Genomic DNA, 14,719 nt, shown 5'->3' on the forward strand with positions numbered 1-14,719 from the left:
CTAGGGATTTGCCAAGCCATCAGCGGCCTCCCGAAATCGAGAGCGCGGCGTCGGCTACCAGGATGCGATAGCCGAGCGTTTGCGGGCGCACCCACGAAACATCCAGCTCGGCCGGATTGCCAGTCTCCGGTTCAGCCCAGGCCAGCGCCTCTTCCAGCCAAAACTGAAACAAGAGCCGCGTGGTTTCGGTCTCCTTTGCCCTGTCGAGCAGCCAGAGACGCGAGCCAACACGCTCGCCCCGTGGATCCAGCGCATCACCGGCCCAGCCGCGACGCTCCGCGAATGCCGAGGTCAGGAATTCGGAACGAGCCTGGGGTAGCGGATCGTCCGGCGACGCGCGGCGATCCAGGCCTATCGACAGCAGTACTGGCGTGATGGAGGTTTCGTCGATGACCAGATCGCCATCGTCGCCGACCGCGAGATCGCAGCGGCGCGTCGACGGATTGTAGGTCAGCGCGAGATCGAAGAACATGGTGCGGATTTACCGCGCGCGCGTGTCCCGGATCATGCCCGCCAAGGCGGGCGGGCCGTGGGATTTTCTTACGCGCAATCCCATTTGCTGGCGCCGGATATCAGGCTGGCGCCGCATGCCGTCTTGTCGCCCTGGCGCGCGATCGGCATGCCTTCGCATTTCCATTTGCCCGAGCCGGTGACGATCGGGTTGACCCCATGGCCAGGTATCGGGCAGCTGAACATGTCACCCTTGCGGGCGATCAGCGCTCCTTCGCAGGGCCATTTTGTGTTGGAGGAGACAACCGCGCCACCATGATCTGAGGTGTCACCCAAGCGAACGATCAGTTGCGCCATTATTCGAGGTGCCCCGCAGCCGACTTGAGCGTGATGCTGGCGCCGCTGCCCATCTCGATCGCGCCGCCCGCTTTCATGACCATCTTGTCGCCATGCCCATTGTACATGCCGACCTCGCCAGGCTTCAGGCCGCCCATGCGCTTCGAAGGGTTGGCGACAGGCAAGACGACCAGGTCGCCTTCATCGCTGCCGACCGACAGCACGATCGCCAGCGCGCCATCCTCCGGCACCGACGAGGCAAAGCCGAACGGTTGCAGGATCTCGACATCGTCGCGCCAGATGCCGTCGGCGACTTCAACCGAGCAGCGCTGGGTCTCGCCGTCGTCGCGAACATTCTTCAGCACCGATCGGCGGATCATGCCGCGCATCTTGTCGGCGGTTTCCTTGTCCATCACAGTTTCTCCGCAGTTCCGTCGAGCTTGCCGGTACCGACGCTCTTCTTGCCCTTGAGGTTCTTGCGGCGCGAGCCCGACGCCTTCTTGTCGTAGGCCTCCGGCGACGTGACGGTCAGTTCGGTTTCCTCACCGCTTTCGTCCTTCCGAAACGTCACCGTCGAAATCAGCATGTCGCGCTCGATGCCCTGGAATGCGTCGGAGACGAACGTCATCTCATTGACACGCCAGACGCGGCCACCGACCGAATAGCCGTGAACGCGATAGTTGGCCTCTTCGGCATTTGCTCGGGCGGTCCGCATGCGCCAGTCAGCCTCGTCATTGGCGGACTGTTCGTCGGCCTGTGTACGGGCCAAGTGAACGATCGGGCGGTAGCGCTCGATCTCCGGGTCCGTCGCTCGTCCTGTGGTGGCTGTCCCACGCCGCTCGCGCTCGTACGCGGATCCGTCGCTGGGTTGACGATTTCCCGGATCGGCCGGCTCGGTCCCTGGCGTCAGCGCTGCCGAGCGACTATCGCGATCACCGCTGGCTTTCTCGCTCTGACCGCGCACGATCGTCTTAGAGTGACGGCCCTCGTGGCTGAAGGTCGCGCGTGACCCCTTCACATTGCCCGGCAGAGTGAGATCGGCCGGCGCTCGCTTGGCACCTGTGCGTGTGATGACAACACCGCCGACGCCATCGCTCATCACCAGGGCGTGCCGCTGGCGCGCGCCTTTCTCGATTGCGGAGTGTCCCGTCTCACCGAGATCCAGCGCGTAGCGGGGAAAGGGCTTGCCTGTGTCGATCTCGGTCCGCACGTTCAAACCGAATGGCGCGACGATGCGCTTGACGGCATCTTCCAGCTTTATGTTGGTGAACTCGCCTGGCCCCTCGGGCACGGCAGCGCAATCGATCAAGTCGCCGGCCTTGTCCTCCCCGGATATGCTGACCTCCGCATGCTCCTCGTCGATATTGGGCTCGACCTTCTTGATGTAGCCGTGCAGGACGAGGGCGCCGTCAGCGAGACACTTCACTTCCATTCCAGGCCGTACCCTGAAGATCGCCCGAGGCGATGCATAATCGAAAGTCGAGATCGAGCGCACGCCATCGCGGAGTGTGAAGGAAAACGACCCCGAAAAATCCTTCAGGTTCCGGGTGACCTCGGCCCTGGTCCATTCCTCATAGAGGACGCCGTTAATCTGCAACGTGAGGCTCATTTGAGCGCCTCGACGCGTCCGGCTTGCAACATCGCCGGATGCCTCGGTCGGTTGCGCTCGACCAGGGAGCGATAGCCGGCCTCGATCGTCTCCGGTCGGTCGCCATAGAGATCGTTGGCCACCGCGAAGGCATCCGTCTCGGTATCGTATGTGCGCACGATCAGGGACGGCAGCCGGCCGATCGCCTCGTTGATATCCGCGATCACGGCGGCCCGCAGGTCGCCGGCTGCGCGACTGGCGGCGGTCGTGACAGCCGTAAACTGCATGTCCTCGATGCCGGCCAGCGCGTCGGTAAAGCCGTCGATCGCGCCGACCAGCCTGCCGCGCAAAGCCAGGGCATCCTCCCGGCTGGCATGCTCGATCTGGACCGAGAGACCGACCGCTTTCCCCAGTGGGTCGCCTGCAGCGGTGAGCAACAGCACGCTATCCGTGGTCGAAGGCGCCTCGGCGTGCTGGACAGTGAACCGCTGTGACGCGCCGATGAACAGGTCGACGATCTGTGCCGGCGTCACGGGTGCAATCGGCACTGGGGCCTCCGCTGCTGGCGAAACGGCGGCATCGTCATTGCCCTGCAGCTGCTGCACAACGGTATCGGTCACCGCCATAGCCGCATTGGTGAACGCAGCCGGCCCGGCCGGCATCGACCCCGGCAAGGCGGATCGAACGACGGCAGCGGCACTTCCTGCCGGCAGGGTGAGCCACTCGCTCTTGAGCAGCCTGGTTGAGCGCTGCGTCGCGAGATCCTGAACGCGCGAGATCGTTCGGCTGGCCGGCGAGCTGCCCAACGCTGTGAGGGTCGACGCGAAGTTCAACGCCGCGCCGAGGAGAGTGGCGGCAGTGGAATTCAAGAACCCGTTGAAGCCGGTTCGAGCCAGTTTGAAGGAAGCGGTGAAGCGCGCAACCCGCAACTCGCTCGATGAGAACGAGATCTCGGCCGGCTCGCCCAGGATGACGGTCATGACGCCCCACCAGGGGTGGATCAGCGTGCCTGGACCTGGACGCTCGAAAGCGGCCCGCAGGGTGCGCGCCTGGGCGACATAGTCATCGCCGACCAGCACGCCGTCGATCGAGGTGGCGGCTGGATGCAAGCCGAGATCGTCATAGGCTGCACGGTCGGTGCCTGGGAACAAGTGCTCCGCCACCCTGCGACCGGCTTCGGTCGAAGTGTCCGGCACGAAGAAGCCGATGCCGCGAAAGGACGCGGGCAAGCAGCCCGGAAGAACGTGAGCGACGCTGTCGAAGATCATACCCGGCCCACCATGCGTCCGCTGCCGGCCTGGACGGGCACGGCGGCATTGTCCGAAGCCACGCTCGCAACCTTGGCAGGCCCGTCGACCACGATGCGGACGGCGCCGCCGACATTGACGTCCTGGCGCACCGGCGCCGCGATCGCGGCGAAACGGCTGCTGGCGGCCGGCTGCAGCGAGGATTGCTTGTTGTTGTTGGCAGGCGGGCGGACCGGCGGCACGGTGAAGTCTTGCAGGGCCCGTTCGCGATCTTCCGGCATGCCGCTCGGGCCGACCTTGTTCGGATCTCCGGCCGGCGTGCCGTTCGGCAGGACGTCGCCAGTCTTGGCACTGCTACCAGCACCGAACGGATTGAGGTTGATCGTGGGCAAGGAGAATTTGGACAGCCAGGCCGCGAAGTCAGTGAGAGCCGCCTTCACCTGGCTAATCACTATTACAACCTTCTCATACGCAGCGACGACGCCGTCCGGCATGATCTTGCTCCACGGGATTGGCTCACCGGTTGCCAGGGCGTTGGTGATCTCGCGGATCGCCTTCAGCACATCCCCGACCGACCTTGCCAGTTCGACGAAGTCATCGGCAGTCTGCTTCAGCTGGCCGCCGACGAAGCCACCGATATCGCCGAACACCTTGCCCCAGTCGATGCCGCTGCCGGCGAAGACATTGCTGACGATCTGGCCGATGTTCGAGCCGATGTCGCGCAGAATTCGGAAATCCTCGACCACGGCCGAGACATACCGCGAGAAGCTGTCACCGATGCCGGCGATGTTCTTTTGGAACCCGCCGAGGAATTTCGATCCGGCGAACTCAGCACCCGCCCAGGCGCGCTCGAAACCGCGCTGGATCATCGGGCCATATTGGCTGACCATATCGCGCCCGGCGTCAATGATGCGTCGACCGCGATCGACGACATCGCCGGCCAATGACCGGAAGCCCTGCTTGGCCCGATCCCACAGCCGCATCAGGCGCGGGCCGAACCGATCCCAGTTCTTCCAGATGAACGCCGCACCGCCTGCGAGCGCCGCAATGAGCAACCCGATCGGCGACAGAATGATGCCGATCAGCGCGCCGATCGCGGCCAGGCCGGCGCCGACGATCGGCAAGACGAAGCCGAGCACGCCGAGTGCTGCGGCCACGCCGAGGCCGGCGCCGGCGAACACGAGCATCTTGGTTGCCATACCACCGGACGAAGCATCGAATTCGCGAAGCCAGCCCAAGGCAGCGATAGCCCATTCGTTCAAGGTCGGCAGCCATTGCGCAAAGGCCATGCCGACGAAACGAACGGCCTGGGTGCCAACCTCGCGGAAAATAGTCAGCTGGCGGTTGATGCCGGCCATCTGGGTGTCGAAGTCCGCGTCGGTGATCGCGCCGGTGGCGGCGGCCACCTTGGACTTGATGTCCTTGTACTCGTCGATATTGGCGAGGAACGGGACCAGGAAGTCGAGAACCTGTTTGTCCTGGAACAGCTCGCCGACCTTGCCGGCCGCGCCGATCGCCTCCAGCTGCTGGCGCACATAGCCGAGCGCCTCCGCGCCTTCGAGCCCGTTCTGCTTGGCCTTCTTCATGAAGCCCGCGATCTGGGTTTCGTTGACGCCGGTCAGCTTGCCGATCTTCTGGATCACCGCCTCGATCGGGTTCATGCCCTTGGCGGCGGCGTCCATCATGACGGCCTCGATGTCGACGCCATGCTTTTCGAAGTTCTTCTTCGTCAGCGGCGCCAGCGCCTTGTCCAGGAAGTTGGCCAGATTGTTGGCGGCCGTGGCCGGATCTGCTGTGCCCTTGCGGGCAATCTGCAGGGCGGACGCCAGGAAGTTCACCGCCTCGCGGCCTTTGACGCCGAATTTCGCGACACCGCTGGTGAGGTTCGGGAAGCTGGCGGCCATATCCTTAAGCTCGAAGGAGCCGAGCTTGCCGGCGACGACCAGGGCGCCGAGGCTGTCGCGCATCTGGTCGGCCGGAAGCTTCAAATTGTTCAGCATGGATATGCCGACACCGGACATGTCGGCGAAGCTGGCGTTCGCGGCCGTCGTCGCGCGGCCGATGTCGCCGATCGTCGCGTCAATCAGCTTCGGGTTGACGCCGGCTGCGATCATCTGCCCGACGCCGTCGGCGATGGTGTCGGAATGCTGGCCGATCTTGAAGGCAAGTGCATCATAGCGGATCTCGGCCTGATCGACGAAGGCAAACGCCGCCTTGCCGGTCAGTTCCGCGGTGCCGGCGATATCGAGCAGCTTCTGCTGGAAAGCCGCCGCTTCCTGGATCGGTCCCATGAAGGAAATGCCGGCAACAGCGGCGCCCAGGACGCCGATCTTGCGCGCGAAACCGACCAGGCTGGACAGGTTGTTCTTGAGCGAACGGAGCGGCCCCGAGAGATGATCCCGGAGCCGCACCAACACATCCAATGCCATCGACCTGCCGGACACGCCTCACTCCTTTTTTGAGACCTCCTCGCGGTAGGCCATGATCGCGTTCCACCAGAAGGTGGCGTCACGGGCGGTGAATTGGTCGACCTCGGCTGCCGACAGGCCGGTCCCGTCGACCAGCCCGCCCAGGATCACCTGCCAGTTGTCCGGCCAGTCGCGAAAAAACTGTTCAGCACCTGGCCACCGGCGGCGATGTCGGCGCCGTCCATCTTGTCAAACAGCGCGTTCATGATCGCCTGGCTGATGCGAGTGGAACGGGCGAATGCAACAACGCTCATGTCATCCTCTTTCGCGGCAGCAATCGCGCGCTGGTCGGCGCCGTTCAGCCGATGGAAGACGAGACGCTCATAACGATCGGTGCGGACCTTGCCGTTCTTGCGGATCTGGAGATCGCGCGGGAACTTGAGCGGCAAGGTAACCGAGCCGTCCTGGTTCTTCTTCGCGTGCGGAGGCAGGCGGTCGAGCGGGTCGATGTCCTCGTCGACAACGTCGGCATCCGTTTCCGCGTCAGCCGGGACCGGGCCGTCTTCGTCGACAACGGTTTCCGCTGCCGCTGCGCTGTCGGCCTGGTCTTCGTCCAAGTCGATCGCGACTTCCTTGACCAGGCGGCTCATGCCAGCACCTCTTCAGGCGCCGAGCCCGCCCATTTGAGTTCGATCTTGCCGCCTTCGCCGCCCGTCACGTCCGGGCGATCAGTGAGGAACGCGTCCCCGATGACGAAGGTCTGGCCGGTGTCGCACAGCACCTGCAGTTCCCCTTCGCCGGGACCCCAGAGGTTTCCGAAGCGCTGGCCGCGCTCCAGGTTGGTCGTGGCCGTCACCTCCGACGGCTCGAACTCCTGAGCACGAGCGGCCTTGTTGCCGTAGTTGACGACATTGTTCTTGATGCCGCCGACCTTGATCTTGGCGCCTTTTTCGACCGGAATGTTCCGACCGCGCCAGACGATGTCGACGATGCCGAGCGTCTGCATTTAAACCTCCTTGTTAAACCTGGAATTCGAGCGAGCCGGCGAGCGTCATCAGGTTGCCGACGATGCGGACCTGCTGGCGGCTCTCCAGACGGTTCTTGTCGTCGACGTTGCGCTGGAAGACGCTTTCCTTGACCGTCCGCGCGATGTCCTCGATCCAGGCACGGTCGTTGTAGAGCCGACAGCGAGCCGCCCAGGAGCCGTGCATGCGGCGCGGTGTCACCACGCCATTGCCCGGATCTTCGTCACCGTCGCTGCGGCTGGTGAAGGCCGCACCGTTGTCGTCGTCGACCAGCTTGGAACGCGGGTAGAGCAGCGTGACGTAACCTGCCCAATCGTAGCGGATCCGGCTCATGGTCGCCGGGACCATGATGTCCAGCCAGGCGCGGTCGGGCACTCCGAGATTGGAGACCTTGTAGGTGGTGGCGACGCGCGAGACTGTGACCGTGCCGTCCGCCAGGCAGTCGAAGGTGGAAATGCCCTTGCGCAGGAGCAGATCCTGCTCGACCTCGACAAACTGGTCGACCGGATCGGGCGCCTCGACGCCGGGCAGGACCAGAGACCGCAACTGGCGGGCCGGATCGTTGGCGAGATGGAACGAACACAAACCCATCAGTGTCGCCGACAGGATCCACGAGCTGGTCGGCGGCTTGTTCAGGCCGGCAGCGGTCAGGAAAGGCGAGTTCGTCAGATCGCCGAAGGCGCCGAGCGCGGCAAAGCTTCCGCGCTTGGCAACGTAGCCATGCACATCGAGCTTCGACATGGCCTTGTAGCGTTCAGCCAGCCACGCCGCGAACACCCCCATATTGGTGGCGTCGGACCAAGGATGCTGGACCGCCGTGTACCAGGTGTTGGCGATCGCATCGAGCACCGGCTGCAGGTTGGGGTTGCCAGCGCCGCCAGCCATGGGCGCGATTGCGACCGCCAGGCCTGATGGGAGCGGCTGCGCCTTAGTGTCGACGCGCAGATCGATGTCGTTGCCGACCTCGCCGCCATTGCGGGCGGTGACGGTGACGACACCTGCGTTCGACGCGGCGGTTACCACCAGCGACGGATCCGCGTTGATGGCGTCCTTCAGGGCGGTCGCCATGGTGGCGACCGTGGCACCTGCCTGCGCCGTGATCCGCACCGCCTTGCCGGCAATCTTGAAGCGCAGGACGACGGCCGCAGCGACGGCACCGGTAAAGGTGAGCGTGCCCGAGGCTTTTACCGCGCCCGGATCGTCGACAACCGCCGTGACGAACAGAGGCTGCGTCTTGTTGGCCTTGCGGAAGGCGATCACCTGCTCGGCGCCGATCGATCCCTGGCCGAACAGCGCAATGGCCTGTTCCGGGCGCACCACTTCCACGAACTGGCCGGGGGCGAGCGTGCCTGCGGCAAGCTTCTGACCGGCGATCAGATTGCGAACCGGATAAGGCAAGATGCCCATCGTCCGGTAGTTCGGCTTCACCTCGATATAGGTGCCCGGCTCCAGCCAGTCATACGGGATCTCGTCGAAGATCATCGGTTCCATGCTCATTTACCTCCGTTGCGGGCCTTGCGGCCGGAATTGTCGGGATCCTCGGGCGGGTCCAGGGGTTCAGCGCCGGCCGGCTTGGCGGGCACCTCGTCCTCGGCCGCGACCAGGTCGCCGTCGGCAAGGCGACGGCGGATGTAGAGGGTGACCTCGACGGTAGCGCCTTCGGCCGGCCAGGCGCGGCCGTCTTCCATCGCCACCGTTCGGCCTTCCGCGAGTTTCAGTTTCTGTTCGGGCACGTCTGTTGCTCCTAGCTGTTGGGCTGCACGGTTTGCGGAGCATCCACGCCACCGGCTGCCGGGCTGTCCGCGTTCAGCCAGGTCACCCCTAGCGCTGTGAAATCGTCGATGGTCTTCAGCTGCAGGGCGGCCGGCGAGAATTGGTAGCGGACTTCGAAATCGAGGTTCGCAACGACCGTGGCGTCATCGCTCCAGCCGTCGGCATAGACCGCCTCGGCTCCCGTGACCGCGCTGGCGCCGATACCGTCGAAGACCGCGCCCTGCAGGAGGGCTGCCGCCACGTCGATCATGGCATCCATGCCGATATCCATTCGATCGCCCTTGAAACGGGCTTCGAGACTGGATGACGCCTTCACGATCATGGTCAGGCGCCAACGCATGGCGGCTGCCAGCAACCGGCCGGATGCCGGATCCGGCTTGATGCCGAGCCAGGCGAGCCCAATGAACGGCGTCAGTCGCACCACACGCTCGAATTCCTTGACCGTGAGCACGGGCGGCACCCGCTTGATCTGAAAAGTCTTCGACGGAAACGCCAGCCGCAACCGGGCTTCGATTGCTGGCTCGACGGTGCGGATGGGAGCGAGTGCCAGGTCCACGATCAGCCCCGCAATCTCTGGTGATCGAAGACATTGGTGCGGTCGGAGATGCGGGCGCCGGTCGAACCGAGTTCGCCGGCTGGCGGCGCGTCGATGTTGATGCGGCCTGCCGCGATACCATCAAGCCAGGCTATCACCTCCTTGCGGTCCAGGCGCATCGGCTCGGTCGGATCGGTCCGCTCGCCTTTGGCCAGGTCGTAGCGCGCCAGGACGCAGGTGGCGCGCACGATGCTCTTTTCCGGGGTGGCGACCGGGACGCGGTAGCGGCCGCGCAGATAGTCGTCGATCTGCCCGCACGCATCGGCAATCGCTAGCTCGACCTTGGCGGCAAGCACCGTCGTGGCGTCGCGATCTTCCGGCCGCGAAAGCCGGATCATCTCGGTTTCGCCGAAGCGGTCGACCATGTCCTGGACGGTGGCGTAGGTCATGGTCAGTTGGCCCCGCACGGTAGCGCGAGTTCCTTGACCAGGTAGTAGGTGAGCCAGATTTCGCCCGCGATGATCGTCACGGCGGCGCTCGACAGCGCGAACATCACGAACCAAAATACTTTGGGGTGGTCGCTGATCATTCCTGTGATCCAATGACAAATGACACGACCAGGTTCGGCTCGGAGAAGAGCTGTTCGAGCTGTGCCGGCGACGTGAACACGTCGAGCCCATGGTCCACGCCGTCCATCGAATGAACGACACCAGCCCTGCGAAAGCCGTTGACCTTGGAGATGATGCGCAGCGCCGTCGGGTTGGGCATATCGCTTTCCTCCCAGGCGTCGATCGCGGCGGAAAACTTCGGAAACGTAGCCCGGAATGCGTCCCTGTCCTCGCGCAGCCGTTCACGCACCTCGGCCATCTGGCGACGCGAGGCCTCGGCGCCGGCCGCCATCAACTCTTCCGTGCTTTGAGCACCTGCGGGACCGGCCGTATTGCCGGCCCCGCTTTGGTCGCTCTCTCCGGGGGTATGCGTCGAATTGGTCGAGGCCTGGTCTTTCGCCTTGTTGGCGTCATCGGCCGCGTCGGTTTTCCTGGTCATGTCCGGTTCCTTGCTTCGGGTCTCGCAAAAGGGGTCGATGGTCGGCCCTTTTTGAGAGACCCGACGCCGATGGGCATCCCGCCCAGGCGTCGGGTCGTAGGCTGCGGACGGTCCTCGCGGCCGCTGCCTATTTCGTCATGCAAGCCAGGGGACCACCAGCAGTTCGGCGGTGTTGGCCCACGGGTTGCTCTCGCCGCCATTGATGAGGGCCGACTGCAAGATGCGCTTGCCGGCACCTTCGAGAGACGGCGGCACGACCAGGAGGTTCGGTACGATGCCGAGTGGCCGACCGTTGTCACCCTTGAACCCACCCATTGCGACGCGGGCAGCTTCGTAGGCAGCCGGGTCAAGTGTCTGTTTCGAGCCGTAGCCCATCTGCCAGAAGCCGAAGCCGACATTGCAACGGCCATCGGTGCCGTAGACGAATTCTTTGCGGCTGAAGACGTTGTCATCGGTCTCCTGGTCCTTGCGAACCAGGCGGTCGAACTTCTTGCGGCTCTGGTAGATCACGGGCTTGAGGGCACGCGACACGTCGAGCAGGAACCAGGGCGTGCCATTGCCGCCGCCCGAATTGGACACGGACGTCTCGCCGCCGTTCTCGTCGACAACAGGATGGTCGGTGTCGAAGAAATACTGGCCGTCGTAGCAGGTGGTGTTGAAGCCAGCCTTCAGGAACGGAAACACCAGTTCGTCCGGGAAGCTCGCCGACGCGCGGCCAAGTTCCGTAAACAGCGGCGTGTAGATGCCGATGTTGTCGTCTTCGATGTCGTCGCGATCCACGCCGACGGTGTTTTCGAACGGCTTGTTCTTGATCGTGTAGCCGTGGGTCTTCAGAGAATTGACCTGGCGATCGCCGATCCACTCACGGAAGCGCGGCATCTGGCCAAGCCAGCCATACTCGTTTTCGCGCGTCGTCGAATTCACCGTCGTGGCGACGCGCTGGTACATGGGCGCAACGCCCGTAAAGCCGCCCTGGAACGCCGTCGAATAGCCGGTGTAGAGCGAGCGCAGAGAAGTCGAATTGATCAGCATCGAGGGCTCCTAGGAAAACTTGACCCAGACGCCCTGGGCGTCCACGTCGTAGATTTTGCCGGCGACCGAACGGGTGTTGGCGCCATTGGTCTTTGCGACCGTCTGGTCATCCACGCCGTAGCAATCGTTGCCGATATCGGCAGCGGTGATTTGGTCGGCGGCGGCGGAGTTGGCGAAACGGTAGACACCCGCGCCGACCCGTGCCCGGAGCGCGCCGTCCGCGCCCGCCGAATTGTCGGCGCGGCGCTCAACGCGGCCAAGCCCGCGCAGGCCAAGGGCAGTCGCCATCGGCACGACCAGGCCGGCCGCATTCACGGCCGCCATCGCCCCGGCATAGAGGACGGTGGCACCTTTGACCGGCAGTTCGCGGATCTCGCCGCTGCGCTGCTTAGTATCGCGATCGGAACCCAGCGCAGGCATCAGTGCGTCTCCTTCTGCAACTGCTTTGCGGCCTCGGCGTACTTCACGGGATCGAGGCCCATGAGGTTGCAGACCGTGTCGTCGGCGTCGGAGAGCGAGGCGCCGCCTTCCTCGACCATGCGGCGATTGCCGAGGCCGCCACTGTTCAGCGACGGCATCAGCTTGATCTCGGCCTCGACATCGGCCGGATCCTTCATGTGGCGGGTGATGAAGCGATCACGCAGGGCCGGCACGAGCTTGCCGTCCTCGATGGCCTTGTCGATGGCGGTGACCGCGCGTTCGTTGGCGCGGGCGTTGACCTCGGTGGTCAGCCGCGTGTTCAGCTCCTTGACCTGGTCGCGGAGCTGGGCGTTTTCGGCATCGTCGCCGGCACCGGCGCGCGCCTGCAGGGCGGTGACCACTTCGTCGGCGGTTGCCCCCGCCTGGAGGCCGGCCGCCGTCGCAATGCGCGACATGGTCGCCACCGCGCCGGTGGATGCGGCTATTGCGGCTTCAAGGGCGGCAAGGATCGCCGCCTCGTCGGCCGTCTCGGGAAGGCCAAGCGCCTTCCTCAGATCTTCGTCCATTGCTGGATCTCCGTCGGTTTGTGAATGATCTCGGGTGTGAAGGGCGGCCAGCTGCAGATTGGGGTCGTTCGTCAGGCTGGCGCGCAGCAGCTGCACGACACGGTGCGGCTTCGCGGCATATGCATTGAACACGGGTGAGACAAACCCGTATTCCTTGTCGGCAAGCGCCTGCTGCCCCTTGGCAGTCCACTCGACCTTGCCCCAGATGCCGTCATCGCGACCTTCCAGGGCTACGATCCAGCCAACGGCGGGCGTCTCCTTGCCGGTCTTGTTGAGCAGATCGATGGAATGGTTGATGTCGATCGGCAGCTTGCGGCCTGCCGGCAGCGAGGTCGCTATCAGCTTTGCGACATCGCCAAGCTCGTAGGGACCGCGACCATCGACGCCGGAGAACGTGCCGGCCGGCAGCAGATGAATGAACTCGGGAACGCCGCCAGCGGCGGTGCCGGCCAGCATGCTGTGGGTGATGGAGTTGAGGACCGTTTTCATCGGACCGACAATGGCCCGGCGCGTGCGCTGGTATCATGCCCGCCAAGGCGGGCAGGAATGGCTTTTCTCTACTGGAAGCGGCGAAGGAACCGGAAGACGATGTCGGCGATCATCTCCTCGTCGTCGTCGGAGATGCCCAGATAGGGTCGTGCGCGAAGCGTAACAGACTTGGCCAACACCACGCCAGTGGCCAAACGGAAAACCAGGTGCGAAGCGTTCTTCGGCACGATGGTGCCGCCGAACTGGTGGATGGCTCCATAGATCACGTTGGTGCCGACGCGCACATGGTCACGGCCTGGCTGGCTGGAGATGCTGTCGCGAAGCCTGCCGCTCTCGGTCAGGATCCGCGCATTGCGTTTCATCTTTTTGTATTCGGTGTTGAGGGAGGCCCAAGCCTCGCCGTCGGGGCTGGTTTGCGAAATGAACCGGCGATGCGTCGACGAGACCATGCCGGTGCCGATCGCCGACATGATCGGCGTGGTGTTGCCCATCAGCCCGATCAGGCTGGTGAAGGCCTGGCCAACGCCGTGGTCGGTAATCCGGGTTTCCAGCGTCACGCCGCTCATGCTTGCCTCAATCCGGCACCGGGCCTATATTGGCGGTGCGCCGAGCAGGAAGCGGTCCTTCGGGACTTGGGTGGTATTTCCGGCCACTCCGGCGCATTTTTCATTTTCCGGTCAGCACCTTTCCCTCGTCGCGCAACCGCGCGATCTGGCGGGCGTTGGTGCGCCTTAGCGAAAGCAGATAGACCTCGTCGCCATTCTGGCGGCGCACAACCTTGAGCGCGGCCGCGTAAGGCTCGCCGTCGATCGTGGCATGCAGCAACAATCGCCCGTCGTCGCGTTCGATCAGTTCGCCCTTTTCGACAAGATGTTCGGGCGCGGTCCCGTAAAACTCGGGCGTCGCGTGGCGGTGCTTGACGTGGGAGCGGATGGTGTCGGCCGACAGCCTGACCTCGCTGGCCACATCGACGCCCAGGGGACCGGCCAGCCGGCGCGGCGTCAGCGCGGCAGGCACCCAGCTGTTGCCAGGCCACTGCCCACCGACCGCCATCTTTGCGAACCGCTCGATCATGCCTGGAGCGGCTGCTACGGTTTCGGATCCGGGCAAAGTCCGCGACAGCCATGCTTGACCCGGATTGTATTCAAAGCCGGGGTCGACGCCGAACGGCACCATGACGCGCTTGCCGCCGACTTCCTCGGCGCGAAACAGCAGGTCCGGCGAAGGATCGGGGCCGCGCTTGCCCTGGCGCTTCAGGTCACGGTCGGAGACCGCCGTTGGGAAACAGCCGCAATGCCAACCGTTCGGCGGATAGTTCGTCGCCCAGAATGGATCGTCGGCCCGCAGCACCTTGCCATCCCAGGAGAGGTGTTCCTTGCGCGGATGAAGCGCGCCGGAGTGGTTGTATTGCCAGTAAGGGAAAGCCTCCAGCGTGTCGGGCTCGGTCAGCTGGGCGTAGCGGCCGGCCGCATAGGCGGTGCGCAGATTGGTGTCGAAGATGATCCGAGATCGCCAATTGCGACTTCCGGTGTGGTCCCAACCGTTGCGCTTAACAATATCGTCGAAGGCGCCGCGGAACTCGGCCAGCGTGGTTCCTTTTTCGAGAGCCTTGGCGATCTCCTGGCGGAAGTCGGCCACCAGCGCGTCGGTCGCGGCACCCGCCACCACGAAGGCGCGAGAATGAGCCGCCGCATAGACATCCGTCCACGACCTGGTCGTCAGCGACGCCTTGTCGCGGAAGAACCGAATGGCCGCGTCGAACGGCAGATCGAGCGCACTGGTGTTCGCGTCGGCCATGACCGG

Annotated in this window: 20 protein-coding genes; all 20 read right to left on the reverse strand. The window is 64.5% G+C overall.

The window, feature by feature from the left end; translation table 11 throughout:
- Positions 1 to 19: 19 nt before the first annotated feature.
- The 20 genes from AB4136_RS23860 to AB4136_RS23955 all read right to left on the reverse strand — a co-directional run bounded on the left by AB4136_RS23860 (position 20) and on the right by AB4136_RS23955 (position 14,713).
- On the reverse strand, positions 20 to 472 hold the full coding sequence (locus AB4136_RS23860; protein ID WP_024923249.1) for a phage GP46 family protein: 453 nt from the start codon (positions 470 to 472) through the stop codon (positions 20 to 22).
- Positions 473 to 540: 68 nt separating this feature from the next.
- Positions 541 to 786 (reverse strand): PAAR domain-containing protein, encoded by a 246-nt coding sequence (locus AB4136_RS23865; protein WP_244431183.1) that lies wholly within the window; start codon positions 784 to 786, stop codon positions 541 to 543.
- 20 nt (positions 787 to 806) lie between these two features.
- Positions 807 to 1,199 (reverse strand): phage baseplate assembly protein, encoded by a 393-nt coding sequence (locus AB4136_RS23870; protein WP_024923247.1) that lies wholly within the window; start codon positions 1,197 to 1,199, stop codon positions 807 to 809.
- Positions 1,199 to 2,395 (reverse strand): phage baseplate assembly protein, encoded by a 1,197-nt coding sequence (locus AB4136_RS23875; RefSeq protein ID WP_024923246.1) that lies wholly within the window; start codon positions 2,393 to 2,395, stop codon positions 1,199 to 1,201. Before AB4136_RS23875 ends, AB4136_RS23870 begins: the two co-directional genes overlap by 1 nt.
- Entirely contained in the window at positions 2,392 to 3,642 is a 1,251-nt protein-coding gene (locus AB4136_RS23880) for a DNA circularization N-terminal domain-containing protein (RefSeq protein ID WP_024923245.1), read from the reverse strand. The genes AB4136_RS23875 and AB4136_RS23880 overlap by 4 nt, the downstream gene beginning before the upstream one ends.
- The gene (locus AB4136_RS23885) at positions 3,639 to 6,065 is read right to left on the reverse strand and encodes a phage tail tape measure protein (protein WP_137900348.1); all 2,427 of its coding nucleotides are present in this window, start codon (positions 6,063 to 6,065) and stop codon (positions 3,639 to 3,641) included. Before AB4136_RS23885 ends, AB4136_RS23880 begins: the two co-directional genes overlap by 4 nt.
- A 3-nt stretch (positions 6,066 to 6,068) precedes the next feature.
- Complete coding sequence (locus tag AB4136_RS23890; RefSeq protein ID WP_275040856.1) at positions 6,069 to 6,200, reverse strand: hypothetical protein; 132 nt, start codon at positions 6,198 to 6,200, stop codon at positions 6,069 to 6,071.
- A complete protein-coding gene (locus AB4136_RS23895; protein ID WP_024923243.1) occupies positions 6,197 to 6,679 on the reverse strand; it encodes a hypothetical protein in 483 nt (160 codons plus the stop codon). The genes AB4136_RS23890 and AB4136_RS23895 overlap by 4 nt, the downstream gene beginning before the upstream one ends.
- Positions 6,676 to 7,035, reverse strand: a complete 360-nt coding sequence (locus AB4136_RS23900) for a phage tail tube protein (protein ID WP_024923242.1) — start codon at positions 7,033 to 7,035, stop codon at positions 6,676 to 6,678. Before AB4136_RS23900 ends, AB4136_RS23895 begins: the two co-directional genes overlap by 4 nt.
- Before the next feature lie 13 nt (positions 7,036 to 7,048).
- Complete coding sequence (locus AB4136_RS23905) at positions 7,049 to 8,551, reverse strand: phage tail protein (protein WP_244431184.1); 1,503 nt, start codon at positions 8,549 to 8,551, stop codon at positions 7,049 to 7,051.
- Complete coding sequence (locus AB4136_RS23910) at positions 8,548 to 8,787, reverse strand: DUF2635 domain-containing protein (protein ID WP_024923240.1); 240 nt, start codon at positions 8,785 to 8,787, stop codon at positions 8,548 to 8,550. The genes AB4136_RS23905 and AB4136_RS23910 overlap by 4 nt, the downstream gene beginning before the upstream one ends.
- An 11-nt stretch (positions 8,788 to 8,798) precedes the next feature.
- A complete protein-coding gene (locus AB4136_RS23915; protein WP_024923239.1) occupies positions 8,799 to 9,383 on the reverse strand; it encodes a hypothetical protein in 585 nt (194 codons plus the stop codon).
- A gap of 2 nt (positions 9,384 to 9,385) precedes the next feature.
- Positions 9,386 to 9,829 carry a gp436 family protein gene (locus tag AB4136_RS23920; RefSeq protein ID WP_244431185.1) on the reverse strand — a complete coding sequence of 148 codons (444 nt, stop codon included), beginning with the start codon at positions 9,827 to 9,829 and terminating at the stop codon, positions 9,386 to 9,388.
- On the reverse strand, positions 9,814 to 9,951 hold the full coding sequence (locus AB4136_RS23925; RefSeq protein ID WP_161773059.1) for a hypothetical protein: 138 nt from the start codon (positions 9,949 to 9,951) through the stop codon (positions 9,814 to 9,816). The genes AB4136_RS23920 and AB4136_RS23925 overlap by 16 nt, the downstream gene beginning before the upstream one ends.
- Entirely contained in the window at positions 9,948 to 10,409 is a 462-nt protein-coding gene (locus AB4136_RS23930; protein ID WP_024923237.1) for an HI1506-related protein, read from the reverse strand. Before AB4136_RS23930 ends, AB4136_RS23925 begins: the two co-directional genes overlap by 4 nt.
- A 135-nt stretch (positions 10,410 to 10,544) precedes the next feature.
- A complete protein-coding gene (locus AB4136_RS23935; protein WP_024923236.1) occupies positions 10,545 to 11,441 on the reverse strand; it encodes a Mu-like prophage major head subunit gpT family protein in 897 nt (298 codons plus the stop codon).
- A gap of 9 nt (positions 11,442 to 11,450) precedes the next feature.
- The gene (locus tag AB4136_RS23940; protein ID WP_024923235.1) at positions 11,451 to 11,861 is read right to left on the reverse strand and encodes a hypothetical protein; all 411 of its coding nucleotides are present in this window, start codon (positions 11,859 to 11,861) and stop codon (positions 11,451 to 11,453) included.
- Positions 11,861 to 12,916, reverse strand: a complete 1,056-nt coding sequence (locus AB4136_RS23945; RefSeq protein ID WP_036254980.1) for a phage protease — start codon at positions 12,914 to 12,916, stop codon at positions 11,861 to 11,863. Before AB4136_RS23945 ends, AB4136_RS23940 begins: the two co-directional genes overlap by 1 nt.
- 68 nt (positions 12,917 to 12,984) lie before the next feature.
- On the reverse strand, positions 12,985 to 13,482 hold the full coding sequence (locus tag AB4136_RS23950; protein ID WP_024923233.1) for a phage virion morphogenesis protein: 498 nt from the start codon (positions 13,480 to 13,482) through the stop codon (positions 12,985 to 12,987).
- Between the two features lie 100 nt (positions 13,483 to 13,582).
- Entirely contained in the window at positions 13,583 to 14,713 is a 1,131-nt protein-coding gene (locus tag AB4136_RS23955; protein ID WP_024923232.1) for a phage head morphogenesis protein, read from the reverse strand.
- Between the last annotated feature and the right edge of the window lie 6 nt (positions 14,714 to 14,719).

This window comes from Mesorhizobium sp. 2RAF21 (assembly GCF_052115345.1).
In the GTDB taxonomy this organism is placed as follows: Bacteria; Pseudomonadota; Alphaproteobacteria; order Rhizobiales; family Rhizobiaceae; genus Mesorhizobium; species Mesorhizobium terrae.